This is a genomic window from Mycobacterium sp. NPDC048908 (assembly GCF_043197955.1).
In the GTDB taxonomy this organism is placed as follows: Bacteria; Actinomycetota; Actinomycetes; order Mycobacteriales; family Mycobacteriaceae; genus Mycobacterium.
The window spans coordinates 566,275-584,545 of record NZ_JBICUE010000001.1 but is presented as its reverse complement, the minus strand read 5'-3'; the positions used below and the strand labels follow the sequence as shown (position 1 = coordinate 584,545).

Genomic DNA, 18,271 nt, shown 5'->3' with positions numbered 1-18,271 from the left:
GTCAACTTACCGGAGCGCCCGTTTCCAGCGTCCACCCTGGCAGACGACCAAACCCGCGATCTCGAGCATCGAAAGCGGCCCGAGCAGCTGCGTGGGCGGCAAACCGGATGCGACCGCAAGCTCGTCGACGGTGCGGGCGCCGCGGGCGGGGAACGCGTCGTAGACCCGAAGCTCGTTGGCGGCGAGGCTGTCCAGACGCGACGTCGGCCGCTGCAGGTCGGCCGCCAACTCGCCCACATGGCCGACCAGTTCCAGCACCTCGTCGGCGCGGGTGACCAAGGTGGCATCGCCGCGCAACAACATGTGGCATCCGACGGACGTGGACGAGGTGATGGGGCCGGGCACCGCGCACACTCCGCGGCCGAGCGCCTTCGCCCACGCCGCCGTGTTGGCGGCCCCGCTTCGCACACCCGCCTCGACCACCACCGTCGCCCCCGACAGCGCGGCGACAAGCCGGTTGCGGGTCAGAAACCGATGCCGCTGCGGACGCAGTCCTGGCGGATACTCCGTGACGAGCACGCCCTCTCGACCGATCCGCCGCAACAACTCCGCGTGGCCCATCGGGTAGGGCACGTCGACGCCGCCTGCCAGCACCGCGACGGTAAGCCCGTCCGCGGCCAACGCGGCGCGGTGGGCCGACCCGTCGATGCCGTAGGCGCCACCGGACACCACCACCACATCCCGCTCCGCCAGACCCGCGGCCAGTTCCCCGGCGACGTGCTCGCCGTAAGCACTGGATGCCCGCGTTCCGACGATGCCCGCGGCCCGCTCGGCGACGGTATCCAGACGCGCAGGACCCACCACCCACAACGCCAGCGGCGGATGCCCTTCCGGACGCTTCGTCGTATCGACGCCGTTGAATCCCGTGAACGCCAGCAGCGGCCATTCGTCGTCCTCTGCGGTGAGCAGGCGCCCACCCAAGCGGTCCAGTTCAGCCAAATCCGCTGCAGCACAGTCGACTTCGTAACGCGCCTCGGTAAGTCGCAGCAAGCGCTCCTCGACGGCGCGTCGCTTCACTCGGTCGGCGGCCTCGACCGGGCCGACGCCGGCCACCAGCGCCGCCAGTTGCGGGCACGGCGGTTCCGCCACCCGAGACAGATACGCCAGCGCGCGCATATCAGGGTCGGTCATCGCGCACCTCCACCACGCCGGAAACTCAGGGCGGTGCTGACGTGGTCGGCACCCGGTGACGTCCGCCCGTCCAAATCCGCGAGTGTCCACGCGACCCTCAGCGTTCTGTCCGCGCCGCGGATGCTCAGGGAGCCACGATCGAGCGCGATGCGCAACGGTTCCATCGCTTTTGACCCGAGCCGGAAGTTTCGCCGTAGCAGTGCACCGCTGACTTCCGCATTGGTCCGGATGCCATACGGCCGCCACCGCTCTTCAGCGACCGCGCGCGCGGCAGCTACCCGCTGACGCACCGCTTCCGTCGACTCGCCGTCGCCCGCCGCGAACACGCCCGCCCGCGCCATGTGCATTTCGACCCGCAGGTCGACGCGATCCAGCAGCGGTCCGGACAGCTTGCCGAGATAGCGGCGCTTGACCGTCGAAGGACACACGCAGTCCTTCGGATCCGCGGGCGCGCACGGGCACGGGTTGGCGGCGAGCACCAGCTGGAAGCGCGCCGGGTAGCGCGCGACGCCGTCACGGCGGGCGAGCCGAACCTCGCCTTCCTCCAACGGAGTTCGCAACGCCTCCATCGCGCTGACCCCGATCTCGGCGCACTCGTCGAGAAACAACACGCCGCGATGCGCGCGACTCACCGCGCCGGGACGCGCCAGCCCGGACCCACCGCCGACAAGTGCCGCAACGCTCGACGTGTGATGCGGCGCCACGAACGGGGCCTGGGTGATCAGCGGGGTGCTTTCCGCGAGCATGCCCGCCACCGAGTGAATCGCTGTCACCTCCAGTGACTCGGCTTCCGACAGGGGCGGTAGGAGACCGGGAAGGCGTTGCGCCAGCATGGTTTTACCCACTCCAGGCGGTCCGGTCATCATCAGGTGGTGGGCGCCGGCCGCGGCGACCTCCACGGCATACCTTGCGTGCGTCTGGCCCACCACATCGGCGAGGTCGACGGCGGGTTCCGGGGCGGGCGACGGGGCCTCGATCCGGCCCTCCAGCGCAGCGGCGCCCGTCAACCACTTGTGCAGTTGCTTCAGCGTGTGCACACCCCACACGTCGACGCGGTCGATCAGGCTGGCTTCTGGTAGGTTCTCGACGGGGACGACCACGGTGGGCCAGCCTTCGCGCTTGGCCGCCAGCACCGCGGGCAGCACACCCTTGACTGGCCGCACCCGCCCATCCAGTGCCAATTCGCCTAGCAGCACCGTCTTTTCGAGCCGTGGCCACGCCTTCTTTCCGGTAGCCGACAGCACCGCGCAGGCAAGCGCGAGGTCGTACACCGAACCCATTTTCGGCAGCGTGGCCGGCGAGAGGGCCAGGGTGAGCCGGGACTGCGGCCATTGGTGATCACAGTTGGTGATCGCAGCGCGCACCCGGTCCCGCGATTCCTGCAACGCGGCGTCCGGTAAACCCACGAGGTGTACACCGGGCAACCCGGAACTGATATCCGCCTCGATCTCGACGATCTGGCCATCAAGGCCACGGATTGCCACCGAGAAGGCTCGCCCGAGAGCCATCAGCCCACTCCCACGAACGTCTCGGCGCGAGTCGGCGGTTCTGGTTGTCTCCCGTTGTCCATGGCCCCAGGCTCAGCGGGCCCACCGACAGAATCCGCCGCAGCGCGACTGTCGAGGCCCGGTTATCCACAGCTGCCGAGCTGGACCGAGCGGTCAGTGCGGTGCCGCGGTGATGACGGAGAACAGATCCGTGATGAGCTCATCGCGTACGAGCGCCACGTCGAACCCTGTCACGATCGGCGCGTCGCTGTCTGGCGCCACGACATGCCAAGCGAGATAACCGAATCCACGGGTCTGATATACCGTCCCTGCCATGACGAACGACAGCCCGGCCAGCTGCCCCTCCTGAAGCGCTTGCGCTTTCGCGTCGAGGGCCTCGTGGCCGACGGACACGCCCTCGTCATCGGTCCAGCGGACTTCTGGCGAGTAGGTTTCGACTATCGCGGCCCTGCGGCGGGCGGCATCGCGTTCGTTGAAGACACGCAGCAGATTGCTCTCCATCAGTCGCTCGATCGCGTCGGGCATGGCGGCTCCTCATGTTCGGTCGGCGTGCCGATGAGGTTATTCGGTCGACGCTCAAACCGCGCAGTTCAAGCGTTGTCAGCCCACTGCCTGAAGATGGGTGATCTCCGGGCTCCTGGTGCGCCCGATGCGCACCCCGATCACGTCGATGCGGACAGCGGCCCAACTCTGGTGCTGGGCGGCAAGCCACAGCCCGGCGAGGCGCCGCAGCCTTCGCAGCTTGGCAGGTGTCACGGCGTGGGTCACGCCACCGAACTGGTCGGTGGTGCGGGTCTTGACCTCGACGAACACCACGGCGCGCGCCTGGTCGTCGGCGACGATCACGTCGAGTTCTCCATATCGGCACCGCCAGTTGCGGGCCAACACGCGCAGCCCGAGGGAGGTCAGATGCTCGACGGCGAGTTGTTCGCCGAGTGCGCCGAGTTCAGCGCGGGTCAACGTCGTCATGTCGCCACGATCTGAGTCGGCACCGACAATGGCGAAGGTTCATCCCCCGCCGCAGTCTTGTCCACATTTGCCGACCGCACGGTTTCGCCGCCGTAAAAAGCGGGGTATACGCAGCGCCATGGTCGACAATTCAGTGCACGGCGCGGTCGACAGGGCAACCGACAGCGACGCTTTCGAGTACGCCGCCCGCGCGGGATTCGCCGTCAGCGGGGTGCTGCACCTCATCGTCGCTTTCATCATCGCCCAGATCGCGTTCGGCGCAGGTGGCAACGCGGATCAGTCCGGGGCACTGGCCACCCTGGCCGGCCACACCGGCGGGGCGGTGATCCTGTGGATCGTCGCGGCGGGACTGGTGGCGCTCGGCTTGTGGCGCATCGCCGAGTCGATCGTCGGCGCCAAACCCGGAGAAGGGTCTGGGCCTTATCGGGACGACACCCCGGCGTGGAAGCGCGCGAAACCGCTTGGCCTAGCCGCGGTCAACTTCGCGATCGCATTCTCCGCGGCACGTTTCGCGATGGGAAGCGGCCAACAGAGTAGTCAGCAGAATGCCGGCCTGAGCGCGCAGATGATGCAAACCGGTTGGGGTAGAGGAATTCTCATCGCCGTTGCGGTGGGCCTCATCATCGTCGGCGGATACCACGTCTACAAAGGGGCCAGTAAGAAGTTCTTCAAGGATCTGCGCGTCCGCGGCGGAACCGGGGTGACCTTCGTCGGCGTCGCCGGTTACGTCGCCAAGGGCGTCGTGCTGGCCGGCGCGGGCGTTCTGGTCATCGTGGCCACCCTGCAGGCCGACCCGTCGAAGGCCACGGGGTTCGACGCTGCGGTCAAGACACTCGGCCACGCCCCGTTCGGGAAGGTGCTGTTGATCGTCGCCGCAGTGGGCATCGCGGCCTTCGGCGCCTACAGCTTCGTTCGCAGTCGCTACGGCCGCATGTAGTCGGCCCCTGTCACCGCGACCGTGGGCTCCTGCTCGACTGTCGGACGATTTTTCGAGCAGAAGCTCCCGTTGGCCGCGGGCCGTGTCACGGGGAAGGGTAGGTTTCATTAGGTAAAGCTTCGCTAAAGCCGCCTACCACGGAGGGACCTGCTGGATGCGACGACGTTGGAGCCGGATCGCGGCAGCCGCTTCAGTCCTGGCCGTCGTGCTGGGCCTGACTGCCTGCTCAGGGTCTGAACAGTCCGACGAGCTGCTGGTCTACAACGCCCAGCACGAGTCGCTGACCAAAGAGTGGATCGACGCGTTCACCAAGGAGACCGGCATCAAGATCACCTACCGTCAGGGCGGCGACACCGAACTGGGCAACCAGCTGGTGGCCGAGGGCGGCAAATCGCCCGCCGATGTCTTCCTCACCGAGAACTCCCCCGCGATGGCCGCCGTCGAAAAGGCAGGTCTGTTCGCCGACCTGGATCCGCAGACCATCGGCCAGGTTCCCGCGCAGTACCGCCCAGCCAGCGGCAAGTGGACCGGCGTCGCCGCACGCACCACGGTGTTCGTCTACAACACAACCAAGTTGGCGCCCGACCAGCTGCCGAAGTCGATGCTGGACCTGCAGCAGCCCACATGGAAGGGCCGCTGGGGCGGAGCGCCGACGAAGGCGGACTTCCAGGCCATCGTCGCCGCCTTGCTGCAACTCAAGGGTGAGGCCGCCACCTCGCAGTGGCTGGCCGGCATGAAGGCCAACGCGAAGGTGTACAACGACAACATCGCGACGATGAAAGCGGTGAACGCAGGCGAGGTCGACGGCGGCATCATCTATCACTACTACTGGTTCCGCGATCAGGCGAAAACCAAAGAGATGAGCGGCAATACGGCGTTGCACTACTTCCGCAACCAGGATCCCGGCGCGTTCGTCAGCCTGTCGGGGGGCGGCGTGCTCAAGTCGAGCAAGAAGGCCGAGCAGGCCCAACAGTTCATCAAGTTCATCACCGGCAAGGCCGGACAAGAGGTCCTGGAGAAGGGCACGTCGTTCGAGTACCCGGTGGCCAGCGGCGTGCCCGCGAATCCCGCACTGGTGCCGCTGGCCGACCTGCAGGCGCCGGTGGTGGATCCGACAACGCTCGACGCGCAGAAGGTGACCGACCTGATGACGAAGGCTGGTTTGTTATAGGTGGTCGCAATAGCCGTCGGCCGAGCCGACGATCAGAGCCAGTCGCGCCAGGCGGAGCCTGCCTCGGGGCCTGATAAGGCATCGCGACCCGGACCCCTGATCACCGCGACGGTCGCGATTCTGGTGGCCGCGACGCTCATTCCGCTCGGCTATGTCGGATGGGCCGCGGTGTCGATCGGGTGGGTCAGGGCCTATCACCTCGTCGTGCGGCCCAGGGTCGGTGAGTTGCTGTTCAACACGGTGGCTCTGGTGGCGGTCACTGTGCCGCTGTGCGTGGTCATCGGCGTCGGCGTTGCGTGGCTGGTAGAGCGGACCGATCTGCCCGGCAGCGCATTCTGGCGGCCGCTGTTCGTCGCGCCCCTTGCGGTGCCCGCGTTCATCAACAGCTACGCCTGGGTCGGGGTCATCCCGTCGCTGCACGGGGTCTGGGCCGGGGTGCTGGTGTCGACGCTGTCGTACTTCCCGTTCATGTACCTACCGGTGGCCGCGACGCTGCGGCGGCTCGACCCCACGATCGAAGAGTCCGCACGGGCGCTCGGCTCCGATTCGGTAGGTGTCTTATTCCGGGTGGTGCTGCCCCAGCTGCGGCTTGCGATTCTCGGCGGGAGCCTGTTGATCGGTGTGCACCTGCTCGCCGAGTTCGGCGCATTCGCGATGGTGCGGTTCGACACCTTCACCGTCGCGATCTTCCAGCAGTTCCAGGTGACGTTCGACGGCGCGGCGGGCAGCATGCTCGCCGGTGTGCTGGTGCTGCTGTGCTTGGTGCTGCTGGTGGCCGAAGCGTTGGCCCGCGGCACCGCGCGGTTGTCCCGCGTCGGCGCTGGAGCGCCCCGGGTCGCCACACCGATTCGGTTGGGCCGCACCATGGTTCCGGCCCAGGCAGGTTTGGTCGCAGTGGCAGCACTGGCCCTCGGCGTTCCGGTGTGGACGATCGTGCGCTGGCTGTGGATCGGCGGCAGGCAGGTGTGGGTGTTCGACGACATCGCGACCGCGCTCGGCCAAACCATCGGGTTGGCGGCGGTCGCGGCCGTGCTGACCACGGTGCTGGCGTTTCCCGTCGCATGGGTCGCCGTTCGGTCGCACGGCGCGCTCGCCCGCATCGTGGAGGGTGCCAACTACGTCACCGGTTCGCTGCCCGGCATCGTCACCGCGCTCGCGCTCGTCACGGTCTCCATCAACCTGGCCCGGCCTCTGTATCAGAGCGTTGCGCTGATCGTGTTCGGCTATGTGCTGCTGTTCATGCCACGCGCCCTTGTCAACGTGCGGGCCGGACTCGCCCAGGTGCCACCGAGCCTCGAGGAGGCGTCCCGATCGCTTGGCAGCTCACCAACGACCACGTTCCTGCGCGTCACTCTGCGACTGACCGCACCCGCCGCCGCGGCCGCGGCATCGCTGGTGTTTGTCGCTGTGGCAACCGAATTGACCGCGACGCTGCTGCTCGCGCCGACCGGAACGAACACGCTGTCGATGCGGTTCTGGTCGTTGTCCAGCGAGCTGGACTACTCGGCGGCCGCCCCCTATGCGCTCGTGCTGGTGGTGCTCGCCATCCCCGTCACGCTCGTACTGTTTCGGCAGTCGACGAAGGTGGCCGCGCTGTGACCGCCGTCCTCGAAGTCAAGCGGCTCGCCAAGTCTTTCAACGGCCACACCGTGCTTCATGGCGTCGACCTCGACCTCGAGCCAGGCACCACCACCGCCGTGGTGGGCGCGTCGGGCTGCGGTAAGACCACGCTGCTGCGGCTGATCGCAGGGTTCGAAACACCCGACGCGGGGACGATCGCGATCGACGGACGCGAGGTGGCCAGCCAGAGCAGTGCGGTGCCGCCACACCGTCGGGGCGTCGGCTATGTCGCACAGGACGGTGCGCTGTTTCCCCATCTGACCGTCGGGCAGAACATCGCGTACGGGCTGCGCGGCGCCGGCCGACGCGAAACGCGCAGACGCGTCGACGAACTCCTCGAAACCGTCTCCCTCGACCGGTCTTTCGCGTCGCGGCGGCCGCATCAACTCTCCGGAGGCCAGCAGCAGCGCGTCGCACTGGCGCGCGCGCTGGCCCGACACCCCGTGCTGATGCTGCTCGACGAACCGTTCAGTGCGCTCGATACCGGCTTACGCGCATCGACCCGCAAGGCGGTCGCCGGCCTACTCACCGGAGCCGGTGTGACGACCCTGCTGGTCACCCACGACCAGGAAGAAGCGCTGTCGATCGCGGATCAGGTCGCGGTGATGCGCGACGGGGTCTTCACCCAAGTCGGCAGCCCGCAACAGGTGTACCGGCAACCCGCCGACCGGTTCACCGCGGAGTTTCTCGGCGACTGCATCGCCCTGCCCTGCCGGGTCGCATCGGGTATCGCCGAATGCGCGCTCGGCCGTGTGCCGGTGCACGCCGAGGATGGTCCTGGCACCCTGATGCTGCGGCCCGAACAGCTTGTCGCCACCGTGGTTTCGGACAGCGAACGGCTCGACGGTGTGGGCACCGTGATGGCCGTCGAATTCCTCGGCCACGATGTCTTGTTGACCATCGACCCCGCAGGCGACGCCGCGCCGCTCGTCGTCCGGCAGCACAGCCTCAATCCGCCGGCCATCGACGCCAAGGTGCGGATCGAGGTGGTCGGCAGCGGGATCGTGCTCACATGAGCCGACTGCTCGACCACCTTCGCAGCAACGGCCGAAACATCGCCGTACTCACCGAAACTCAGCAGCTGTCCTATTGTCAGCTCGCCGACGCTGTAGCGGACAGCGCGGCGGACCTGGACGGGCCGCGACGTCTGGTTCTGCTCGAAACACGCAATGACATCACCACTTTGGTCCACTACCTGGCGGCACTATCCGCCGGACATGTGGTATTGCCTGCCAGTGCGGGCCGCGACCACACCGCGATACTGCAAACGTACGACCCCGGCATCGTGATCGACGCCGACGGGATTCACCACCGCGGCGGTCGTCATGTGCTGCACGACAACCTCGCGCTGCTGCTGTCCACGTCCGGCAGCACCGGCTCGCCCAAACTGGTCCGGCTGTCCCAGCACAACTTGACCAGCAATGCCGAAGCCATCGCCGACTACCTCGGCATCACCGAAACCGACAGAGCGGCAACGACTCTGCCCATGTCGTATTGCTACGGGTTGTCGGTGATCCACAGCCACCTGCTGCGCGGCGCCGGGCTGATCCTCACCGACCGGTCAGTCGTCGACGACGAATTCTGGCGGCTGTTCCGCAGGCACCGCGGCACGTCGTTCGCCGGTGTGCCCTACACCTTCGAGTTGCTCGAGCACGTCGGGTCGCAGGCGCTGGATCTGCCGCACCTGCGGTACCTCACCCAAGCCGGCGGCCGAATGCCGCCTGAGCGGGTTCGACGCTTCGCCGAACTGGGTCGAGACTTGGGCTGGGACTTGTTCGTGATGTACGGGGCCACCGAGGCCACCGCCCGAATGGCTTACCTGCCACCAGAACTCGCCGCAACCCGGCCCTCGGCGATCGGCAGGCCCATCTCCGGTGGCACGTTCTCCATCGAACCCACTGGCGAGCTGCTGTACCGCGGCCCGAATGTGATGATGGGCTACGCGCACCGGCCCGCCGACCTGGCTCTCGGCAAGACCGTCGATGCGCTGCACACCGGCGACCTCGCCCGCCGCGACCCCGACGGGCTCTACGAGGTGATCGGCCGCAGCAGCCGGTTCGTCAAGATGTACGGGTTGAGGATCGACCTGCACCGTGTCGAGGCTGCGCTGTCCGATCATGGCGTGACCGCGTACTGCACCGACGTCGACGACATTCTCGCGGTGGCAGTCGCACGCGGCGACCGCATGCAGGTGCAGCGGATCGCGGCCGACGCGGCCGGTGTCCCCGCGGGCGCCGTGCGGGCCGTCACGGTCGACGAACTGCCGATGCTGCCGTCGGGCAAGCCCGACTATCCCGCGGTGCGTGACCTCGCCCGCGCATCGACCACCGCCCGCCCGAACAGCGTGCGTGAGTTGTTCGCCGACGTGCTCCACATCGACGCCCAGCGCATCGACCCCGACGCCAGCTTCGTCGACCTGGGCGGCAACTCGCTGTCCTACGTCGCAATGTCGGTGCGGCTGGAACGCGCCATGGGGCGGCTGCCCGCGGATTGGCAGCGACTCCCGCTGCGTGAACTCGAGGCCACGCCGACACAGGCGCGACGCAGGCGGCCGTGGTGGGGGGCGACCCTGGAGACCACCGTCGCACTGCGCGCGGTCGCGATCGTGCTCATCGTCGGGTCCCACGCGGAGTTGTTCGAACTGTGGGGCGGTGCGCATCTGCTTCTCGGCGTCGCGGGATACAACTTCGGCCGATTCTGCCTGACGCCGGTGCCACGCACCGACCGGGTCAGGCACCTTCGCAACACCGTTGCCTGGATCGCCGGCCCGGCGATCGCCTGGGTCATGGTCGCCCTCGTGGTCACCGACGACTACACGCCCACGAACCTGTTGCTGGCCAACAAACTTCTGGGGCCGCATGACAGCATGACCGCGGGCCGACTCTGGTTCGTCGAAGTACTGGTGTGGATCCTGGTCGGACTCGCGGTGCTGTGCTGGTTGCCCGCGTTCGACAGGTGGGAACGGCAGTGGCCCTTCGCCGTTGCGGTGACATTCCTGGCTGTCGGGTTGGCGCTGCGGTACGACGTCATCGGCCTGAACCTCGGCCACGACGCATGGTTCACCATGCTGACGTTCTGGTTCTTCGCGGTCGGCTGGGTCACCGCCAAAGCCTCGACTGCCGTCCAACGCGCCGCGGTGACGGTGGTACTCGTCATCAGCATGCATGGCTACTTCGACCGCACCGAACGAGAACTGTTGGTTTTGGCGGGGTTCGCACTGTTGATCTGGCTGCCGGCGCTGCGCTGCCCTCCGGTTGCCACCGTTGTCGCCGGTGTCGTCGCGGAGGCGTCGCTGTACATCTACCTGACGCACTTCCAGGTGTATCCGCTGTTCGGTGAGCACCGCCTGCTCGGCGTCCTCGCCTCTGTCATCGTCGGTGTGCTGCTGACGCAACTGGTCTCGCGGCTGCGCGCTCGGCTACCGTCGAGACTACGGTTTGTGACGGATTCCGGCCGATTTCCCTCAGAAACCGTAGTCTCGCGGCTGCGCGCTCGGCTACCGCGAGGCGATCAGCCCTTCCTGCGTCATGGTGGCCGCGATGGCGCCGTCGAGCCGGATCAGGCTGGCTGTCACGACGCCGCGCCCGCGCGCCGCGGCGGGTGATCGACACTCGAGCAGGTTCCACTCGTCGGCCCTGACGTCGCGGTGGAACCAGATCGATGAGTCGGTGGTGCCGCTGCGGTGGGTGCGCGCCTTCATCGAATGCCCGTGCACTTGTAGCGCGGGATCGATCATGTAGACGTCGGTGACATAGACCGCTACCAGCGTGTGCAGCGCCGGATCGGCGGGGAGCGGAACCGTGGCCCGCCACCACAGGCGGCGGACGAATTCGCCCGTCGATGTGTCGTCGGCGATCCGGATGTCGAGTTCGTCGAGCGGCATCGACGGTGCTGGCCCGGCAGGCCCGGTGGGCGGCAGCGTCCCGGGGTCATCGGGCATCTCCGAACGGCGGCCGTGCTCAGGGCCGGGCAGTTCCGCAGCAAACGACACCGTTGCGGCGGTCAACATCCGGCCGTTCTGATGGGAGTCGACGCGACGCGCCGCCGCTGTCCTGCCGTCGAAGACCCGTGTCACCGTGTACTCGACCGGGTCACCGGCCTCGCCGCCGCGCAGGAACTGCAGATGCATGTTGGTCGGCGGCCGGTCCGCGGCCACTGTCCGCGACGCTGCGGCCAGGCTCTGTGCGACGAATTGTCCGCCGTAAGAACGCTTTCCAGCTGGCCCGCTGGCGGGTCCTGTCCAGGTGTCGGCGGTGGCGCCCGCCGCAACGTCGAGCAGTTTGAGCAGCGCGCTCATGCGACGGTGCCCGAGGCGGTGAGCCCACTGATCTCGTCACCGGTCATCCCCAGCCATTCGCTCAGCACCGCGGCGGTGTCGTCGCCGAGGGCCGGTGCGGGGACGGCGGGTGGGTAGGTGCCGTCGATCTGGATCGGCAGTCCCGGCGCCAGGTACGGGCCGATCCGGGGTTGATCGACGCGACTGAACATCGGATTGGCGGTCACCTTGGCGTCGGCGGCGGTTTCGGCGAATGTCCGGTAGCGCTCCCACAGCACCGAGGTCGTCGAAAGGGCCGCGGCGACCTGGTCTGCGCGGTGTTGCGAGAACCACTCGCTGAACAGGCCGGAGAGCGCGTCGCGGTGCCGGTACCGCTCGCCTTCATCTGTGAAGTCAGCGCCGAGGGTGTCCTCCAGCGCAGCAACGGCTTTCGCGGTTTCGGTAAGTTCGCACAGATCGCGGAAATGACGGTTGGTGAGCGCGACGATCATGAACGAAACCCCGTCGCTGCTGGTGAAGTCCTGGCCGTACTGGCCGTACACCGAGTTGCCGATGCGCTCGCGCCCGGTGCCGTTCACCATGACCTCGGTGAACAGGCTCAAATTGCCGGCCGTCGCCAGCGCGACGTTCTCCAGCGGAATGCTGATCCGTTGGCCGTGGCCTGTCGCGTCGCGGTGCCGCAACGCGGCGACCACAGCCAGCGCGGTATAGATGCCACACGAGACATCCCATGCCGGCAGGACATGATTGACCGGCGTCGCGAGTTCTGCGGGCCCGGTCACCAACGGAAACCCGACGCCTGCGTTGACGGTGTAATCCACGCCCGTCCCACCGTCGGCGCGGCCTGACACCTCGACGTGAATCAAGTCGGGCCGCAACCGGGTCAGCGTGTCATACGAATGCCATTCCCGTCCAGCGACATTCGTGATCAGCACGCCGGCATCGGCGATCAGCCGCTGCACTAGGACCTGACCGTCGGGCGAGCGGAAGTCGGCGGCCACCGACCGCTTGCCCTTGTTCAGCCCGGCCCAGTAGATGCTGTCACCGTCCCCGGTGACCGGCCAGCGGTGATAGTCGGCGGCGCCGCCCATCGGGTCGACCCGGATCACCTCGGCGCCGAGTTGGCCCAGCGTCATCCCCGCCAACGGCACCGCGACGAAGCTGGAGATCTCGACGATCCGCACGCCGGACAGCGGCTGAGTCGCAGCGGGAGTTTCAGTCATCCGGCTAAGTGTAGGGACTTGGTGCGCAGCCACATCTACAGCTGATGACCTGCGCGTATCTACATGGTCGCGGCCACTGCCAGGTGACCCTCGTAGCCGAGGGATTCACACATCGCCCGGTAGCGGTCCGCGAATTCGCGGTACCCGGCTTCGTCACCATGCGCCCGCGCCAGCAACGCCCGCAGGCGCAACTCCAGCACGTCGAACACGACGAATCGGGTAAGCGCCGCGAAGGACGCCAGGTCGGACACGGCGCGCTCGGCTTCGGACACCGCGGCCGCGCCGCCACGGCGCAGCAGTGACTCCACCAAAACCCAAACCGCAGGCCCGAACACGCCGACCACCTTCCGATCAAGCCGCGTGTATTGACGAAGAAGCTCGATGGCCTCGTCGAGTTGTCCCGACTTCGCCTTCGCCCTCGCGAATTCGACATCGATATACGGCAACACGGGAAGGCTGAAGCGCTCACGCAGCGTCACTTCCCTGACCTGACTGAGAAGGCCGAGGCCCTCCTCACACTGCGGGGATTCGCGATACACCAGCGCCAGACCGCGAGCACCCCGCGCACAGCAGAGTATCGGGTCCCCGCCCGACCGCTCGGCAAGCTCGAGAGTCTCGGCGGTTTCGGTCAGCAGCACCTCATCGCATTGCAGTGTGCCGTGCGGAATCCCGATCAAGCAGATGTAGAAGATCACGATGGCGCGCGTGGCAACATCGGTTTCGCGTGCCATCACCATCGCCTTGCTCAAGTCGGCATGCCAACCCGGAGTACCGATTGCACACCCGATGCACCCGCGAAGCATGATCGCAAGCACCAGCGGCGAGCCGAAAAACAGGCTGCCCATGGCCGGATCGCCGTCGGCCAAGTCGATCACTCGCTGCACCAACCGCAACGCCTCATCGGGTTCGCCTGCGCCGTATTTGGCCACGGCCGCCGCGATGGACAGCGACACCATCAACTCCGGGTCGTCGATCGCCTCCAGCAGCCGGGTGTGCTCGGCGGCGAGACGCGAGGCATTTTCATACTCGGAGTTCAGCGCGTGCTTCATCACCACACCCGTCATTCCGACGGCCAACGAACGCTTGTCGCCCGCGGCCTCGCAGAGCTCGCGCAGTTCGTCGAAGTTGACCTCGGCGCCGCTGCCGCCGATGCGCCAGGCACCGCCGGTCAACAACGTACGCGGTGCGATCCGCATCGCCATCCGTTCGGGGTGGCCGGCGGGCATTCGGTCCGCCACCTGCTGCGCCCTGCGCCATGACGCGTCAGCGGCCGAGACGTCGCGGATGGTGAGCCACGCACCCGCACGCATGTGCCAGCGATACGCGCCGACAAGATCCTCCGCGGCTTCCAGATGCTCGGCGATCAGGGCTGCGTTCTCGTCGGCGGAGGCGGGATCCCGTTGTTCGATGGCGGCGGCCAGTCGCCGGTGCAACACCGCGCGGTCGGCCTTGAGCTGCGACTCGTAGGCGACGGTGCGGATGAGGGGGTGGTGAAACGCGTACTCAGGACGCGGGGTGAACCGCACTTGATCAACGAATTCCATCCGCACCAACTCACCGAGCACGGTTTCGTCGACCAGCGCCGTAAGCATGTCAGCGTCGAACCGCAGGCCGATGACGGCAGCGGCGTTCAGCGTGTGCTTGGCGACGTCGTCAAGCCGGTCGATACGCGCCGCGATAGCCGCCTGAAGCGATGCGGGCACGCTGACTTGTGCTGTGGGGTCAGCACATTCATACGCGCCCCGTCGGCCCTGCAACACTTGCCGCTCTGCGAGATCGCGCACGATCTCCTGGGCGAAGAACGGGTTGCCTCCTGCCCGCTCGGCAATCTGCGCGGTCAAGCCGGCCACTGACGGTTCGCTGCCCAACAGCTCGGCGATGAGCGCCATGGACTCCGAACTGTTCAGCGGTGCAAGTGCGATGGTTTGAGCGCCCGGTGTCCTGCTCAGCGTGCCAACATATTCCGGACGGTGGGTGATCATCACGAGGGATGAGGTCTGCGGAACCACCGAAAGGAAGTCGGCTAGCAGTGATTCACTCGCAGCATCTATCCAATGCGCATTTTCGATGACGTACACCGACGGTATCGATTGCGCCAAGTAAGCGGCGTTCACCAATGCCGTCAACCGCCTCCGACGCGCGTCGGGGTCGATGTCAGGTGGCGACTCGCTCGGTTCGCGAATCGCCAGCAGATCCTCGAGCAGAACCAGATCTTCGTCTTGTGCACCGATTATCCGGGCGCGCAAGCTGCTTCGCGCCGCCTCGTCATCGGCGAGCGCCTCGATTCCGAAGGCGGCCCGCAACAATCGGCTGACTGCTTGGAACGGAACCTCAGTTGCGTGGGATTCGCAATACGTCGAAAACACTGGAATCCCGCGATTCGCGGCCACGGCCGACATCTCGGCGACGATCCGGCTCTTGCCGATGCCCGCAGGCCCCACAATGTTGACGATGCTGCCGTGGCCGTCGACTGAGCGATCGAGCACGCCTTCTACCGCGGCCATCTCCCACCGTCGACCGACGAAGCTCGTCACGGCCCGCGGGGCGAGTTCTTGATGTGGCCCGGCTCCCAGAAGCTTCCGCGCCGCCACCGGCTCGTCGAATCCCCTGATGTGCACAGGCTCCGGTGCGCCGAGTACTACGGAGTTCGCGACTAGCCGCGCGGTCGACTCGCTGACCATCACCCCGCCTGGCGGTGCGACGGATTCCATCCGCTGGGCCATCCCGACCTGATCGCCGATTGCGGTATAACCCAATGTGCCGGAACCGATCTCACCGACTATGACCTCGCCGGAGTTGAGTCCAACTCGTATCTGTAGCGAAACCCCGTCGCGCCGTTGGACTTCGGCAGCGAGCCCCTGCGTCGCCCTCTGCATGTCCTGCGCCGCCAAGCAGGCACGGACCGCGTGGTCCTCGAGCGCGACCGGTGCCCCGAACACCGCCATGATGCCGTCGCCGGTGAATTTGTCGACAGTGCCGCCGTAGTGCTGGACGACCGCCGCGCAGCCTTCGACGAGCGCCGTCATGACCTCGCGCAGCCGTTCCGCGCCCAATGCCGCCGCCAAATCCATCGAGCGCACCACGTCGGCGAACAGCACGGTCACCTGCTTGTACTCGGCGTGCGCGTCAGGTGCGTTGAGAGCGGCACCGCACGCGTCACAGAACCGGGCGCCGGCGCGGGAAGCTTCCGCGCCACACGCCGCGCACGCGATCCCCGTAGCCGTCACCCGAGCCCTCCCCTAGGTCCCGGAACCTTCTCGGCTAAGCATAGGGCCGAGTTCGGTTATCGGACGAGCTTCACCGCGGCTGCCTCGATCGTCTCCTCAGACAGCAACACCTCGAGCGCTGCATCACCGAGCGGTATGAAGCAGTCCTTGCTGGCGACGCGGTCGACGGCACCTGTATATCCGTGCTCCAGCAATGTCGCTAGCACGCCTTCGCCAACCCCGCCGGTCGCACGGGTCTCGTCGACGATCAGCGCTCGCCCCGTGATGGTGGCCTCGCGAACCATGTCCTCGACTGGCAGCGGCGCCAGCCAGCGCAGATCCACGACGCGCACGCGGACGCCGGAAGCCTCCAGCTTGCGGGCCACCCGAAGGCTCATCCGCACCCCGTTGCCGAACGTCAGGATCGTCAGATCCGTCCCGTCGCCGTACGTGCGGGCCCGGCCGATCGGCACCCCCGCCTCGGGGTACTGCGCGAGCCATCCGTCGTCGCCGTCCTCGTACAGATCGCGTGTGTGATACAGCGCGATCGGTTCGAGGAACATGCACACCGCGCCCGCCGACTTGGCCGCCGCCGCGCAGGTGTGCAGCATCGCCGCGGCGTCGTCGGGGCGTGCAGGCGACGCGATCACCACGCCGGGTATATCGCGGATCGCCGCAACAGAATCGTCGTTGTGGAAATGCCCGCCGAAACCCTTCTGGTAGCCGTAGCCGGCCACCCGCACCACCATTGGGTTGCGGTACTGCCGATCGGAGAAGAACTGCAGCGTCGCACCCTCGCCACGGATCTGGTCGGCGGCGTTGTGGAAGTAGGCCAGGTATTGGATCTCCGGGATCGGGAGCAGCCCTGACACTCCGGCGCCCAGCGCGAGGCCGAGGATCGACTGTTCGTCGAGAAGCGTGTCGAATACCCGCGCCGAACTCGTCTTGCCGACTAGTCCGCGCGTCACCCCGTAGACGCCGCCTTTGCGCGCCACGTCCTCGCCGAAGATCATCGCCTCCGGATAGCGATCCAGGATGTCGTGCAGTGCACGGTTGATCGCCAACGCCAGGGTCAGCGGCATATCGGGCTCACCCGACCTCACGGTCGCGGCCAACGACGCAGGCGATGCCGCCGCGGCCTCTTCGAGGCCGTCGTGCAGGGGCTTCATCACCGCAGCCGCGCTGGACAGCTGCGGCAGCTCCGCTACCTCGGTGGCCAGCCCAATCACGTTGGTGCGCTTGGCTTCGTATCGATCGAGCACCTGCTGCGGCGTCAACACCCCGGCCCCGATCAGCGCCAGTGCCGTGCACAGCACCGGATCACGATCGTAGTCGGCAGATATCTCCGCGGGACCGCGGTATGCCGGTTCGTAATCCGATCCGGCATGGCCCATCAGGCGGACCATCCGTAGGTGCAGGAAAGCGGGCCGACGGTGTGTCCGCACATATGCGGTGGCGGCGGCCGCTGCCTCCGACGTCGCCGTCACATCCCAGCAGTCGGCAACGAAATACCGCAGCCCGTCCCGGTTTCCGTAGGTGTGTTCGATCCACCGCCGTGGCGTCTTGACGCTGATCCCGATGCCGTTGTCCTCACAGACGAGCAGCAACGGCATCGGCACACCCTGATACGCCGAGTGCAGCGCGGTGTTGATGGCCCCGACCGCGGTCGAATGGTTCACCGACGCGTCACCGAAGCTGCAGACCGTGACGGCGTCATCGGGCCAGGCGCACGCGACGCCGAGTTTCCTTGTCCGCGCTATGGAGAATGCCACGCCGACAGCCCTCGGCAGGTGCGATGCGATCGTCGAGGTCTGCGGGATGATGTTCAGGTCGTGGCGGCCGAAAACCTTGTGCCTGCCACCGGCGATCGGTTCGTCGGTGGCGGCGACCAATCCGAGCAGCACATCTCGCACCGGGTCTGTGCCGCCGACCTGAGCGGCACGGGCCAGGAAGAAGGCGCCGGACCGGTAGTGCAGAAGCGCAGGATCGGTCGGCCGCAGCGCGGCCGCGACTGCCGCGTTGCCTTCGTGGCCCGACGACCCGATGGTGTAGTAGCCCTTGCCTTTTGACCGCAGCCAGCGGGCGGCCAGATCGAGGTGCCTGCTGCCGAGTTGCGCATCGAACAGCGCCAGCATCTCGTCAGCACGCGATGCGGCGCGGTGCGGCCGCTCCGGGGCTGTCAGCGTGGAGATGGTCGAGGTGAAATACTCGTCGATCGGCTCAGCCAACC

General features: G+C 67.2%; 13 protein-coding genes. 5 read left to right on the top strand and 8 right to left on the bottom strand.

What is annotated here, in order from left to right; genetic code table 11:
• Positions 1 to 6 precede the first annotated feature (6 nt).
• The 4 genes from dprA to ACGFK1_RS02855 all read right to left on the bottom strand — a co-directional run bounded on the left by dprA (position 7) and on the right by ACGFK1_RS02855 (position 3,608).
• On the bottom strand, positions 7 to 1,131 hold the full coding sequence (dprA, locus tag ACGFK1_RS02870) for a DNA-processing protein DprA (protein ID WP_393425256.1): 1,125 nt from the start codon (positions 1,129 to 1,131) through the stop codon (positions 7 to 9).
• Positions 1,128 to 2,639, bottom strand: a complete 1,512-nt coding sequence (locus tag ACGFK1_RS02865; protein WP_393425253.1) for a YifB family Mg chelatase-like AAA ATPase — start codon at positions 2,637 to 2,639, stop codon at positions 1,128 to 1,130. Before ACGFK1_RS02865 ends, dprA begins: the two co-directional genes overlap by 4 nt.
• A gap of 153 nt (positions 2,640 to 2,792) precedes the next feature.
• Positions 2,793 to 3,164 carry a nuclear transport factor 2 family protein gene (locus tag ACGFK1_RS02860; RefSeq protein ID WP_393425250.1) on the bottom strand — a complete coding sequence of 124 codons (372 nt, stop codon included), beginning with the start codon at positions 3,162 to 3,164 and terminating at the stop codon, positions 2,793 to 2,795.
• A gap of 75 nt (positions 3,165 to 3,239) precedes the next feature.
• Positions 3,240 to 3,608 (bottom strand): YraN family protein, encoded by a 369-nt coding sequence (locus ACGFK1_RS02855; protein WP_393425247.1) that lies wholly within the window; start codon positions 3,606 to 3,608, stop codon positions 3,240 to 3,242.
• A gap of 118 nt (positions 3,609 to 3,726) precedes the next feature.
• Between ACGFK1_RS02855 and ACGFK1_RS02850 the strand changes: the two genes are divergently transcribed.
• From ACGFK1_RS02850 to ACGFK1_RS02830, 5 genes are all read left to right on the top strand, one after another.
• A complete protein-coding gene (locus tag ACGFK1_RS02850; protein ID WP_393425244.1) occupies positions 3,727 to 4,545 on the top strand; it encodes a DUF1206 domain-containing protein in 819 nt (272 codons plus the stop codon).
• 154 nt (positions 4,546 to 4,699) lie between these two features.
• Positions 4,700 to 5,716: an iron ABC transporter substrate-binding protein gene (locus ACGFK1_RS02845; RefSeq protein ID WP_393425241.1), complete on the top strand. Its 1,017-nt coding sequence runs from the start codon at positions 4,700 to 4,702 to the stop codon at positions 5,714 to 5,716.
• Positions 5,717 to 5,812: 96 nt separating this feature from the next.
• Positions 5,813 to 7,315 (top strand): ABC transporter permease, encoded by a 1,503-nt coding sequence (locus tag ACGFK1_RS02840; protein ID WP_393426316.1) that lies wholly within the window; start codon positions 5,813 to 5,815, stop codon positions 7,313 to 7,315.
• On the top strand, positions 7,312 to 8,352 hold the full coding sequence (locus ACGFK1_RS02835; RefSeq protein ID WP_393425238.1) for an ABC transporter ATP-binding protein: 1,041 nt from the start codon (positions 7,312 to 7,314) through the stop codon (positions 8,350 to 8,352). Before ACGFK1_RS02840 ends, ACGFK1_RS02835 begins: the two co-directional genes overlap by 4 nt.
• Positions 8,349 to 10,940, top strand: coding sequence for an AMP-binding protein (locus ACGFK1_RS02830; RefSeq protein WP_393425235.1), 2,592 nt, complete (start codon positions 8,349 to 8,351; stop codon positions 10,938 to 10,940). Before ACGFK1_RS02835 ends, ACGFK1_RS02830 begins: the two co-directional genes overlap by 4 nt.
• Here ACGFK1_RS02830 and ACGFK1_RS02825 read toward each other — a convergent pair.
• From ACGFK1_RS02825 to ACGFK1_RS02810, 4 genes are read right to left on the bottom strand one after another with little or no spacing between them, the layout of a single operon-like run.
• Positions 10,833 to 11,633 (bottom strand): acyl-CoA thioesterase, encoded by an 801-nt coding sequence (locus tag ACGFK1_RS02825; RefSeq protein ID WP_393425232.1) that lies wholly within the window; start codon positions 11,631 to 11,633, stop codon positions 10,833 to 10,835. The two genes, ACGFK1_RS02830 and ACGFK1_RS02825, sit on opposite strands and share 108 nt — an antisense overlap.
• Positions 11,630 to 12,835, bottom strand: a complete 1,206-nt coding sequence (locus tag ACGFK1_RS02820; protein ID WP_393425229.1) for a CoA transferase — start codon at positions 12,833 to 12,835, stop codon at positions 11,630 to 11,632. The genes ACGFK1_RS02825 and ACGFK1_RS02820 overlap by 4 nt, the downstream gene beginning before the upstream one ends.
• Before the next feature lie 59 nt (positions 12,836 to 12,894).
• Complete coding sequence (locus ACGFK1_RS02815) at positions 12,895 to 16,062, bottom strand: AAA family ATPase (RefSeq protein ID WP_393425227.1); 3,168 nt, start codon at positions 16,060 to 16,062, stop codon at positions 12,895 to 12,897.
• A 56-nt stretch (positions 16,063 to 16,118) separates the two neighbouring features.
• A complete protein-coding gene (locus tag ACGFK1_RS02810; protein WP_393425224.1) occupies positions 16,119 to 18,269 on the bottom strand; it encodes a thiamine pyrophosphate-dependent enzyme in 2,151 nt (716 codons plus the stop codon).
• Positions 18,270 to 18,271: the final 2 nt, after the last annotated feature.

What these genes read in the sequence shown, in the direction of transcription:
- dprA (WP_393425256.1), bottom strand. Translation starts at nt 1,131, where the DNA reads ATGACCGACCCTGATATGCGCGCGCTGGCGTATCTGTCTCGGGTGGCG.
- ACGFK1_RS02865 (WP_393425253.1), bottom strand. Translation starts at nt 2,639, where the DNA reads ATGGCTCTCGGGCGAGCCTTCTCGGTGGCAATCCGTGGCCTTGATGGC.
- ACGFK1_RS02860 (WP_393425250.1), bottom strand. Translation starts at nt 3,164, where the DNA reads ATGCCCGACGCGATCGAGCGACTGATGGAGAGCAATCTGCTGCGTGTC.
- ACGFK1_RS02855 (WP_393425247.1), bottom strand. Translation starts at nt 3,608, where the DNA reads ATGACGACGTTGACCCGCGCTGAACTCGGCGCACTCGGCGAACAACTC.
- ACGFK1_RS02850 (WP_393425244.1), top strand. Translation starts at nt 3,727, where the DNA reads ATGGTCGACAATTCAGTGCACGGCGCGGTCGACAGGGCAACCGACAGC.
- ACGFK1_RS02845 (WP_393425241.1), top strand. Translation starts at nt 4,700, where the DNA reads ATGCGACGACGTTGGAGCCGGATCGCGGCAGCCGCTTCAGTCCTGGCC.
- ACGFK1_RS02830 (WP_393425235.1), top strand. Translation starts at nt 8,349, where the DNA reads ATGAGCCGACTGCTCGACCACCTTCGCAGCAACGGCCGAAACATCGCC.
- ACGFK1_RS02825 (WP_393425232.1), bottom strand. Translation starts at nt 11,633, where the DNA reads ATGAGCGCGCTGCTCAAACTGCTCGACGTTGCGGCGGGCGCCACCGCC.
- ACGFK1_RS02820 (WP_393425229.1), bottom strand. Translation starts at nt 12,835, where the DNA reads ATGACTGAAACTCCCGCTGCGACTCAGCCGCTGTCCGGCGTGCGGATC.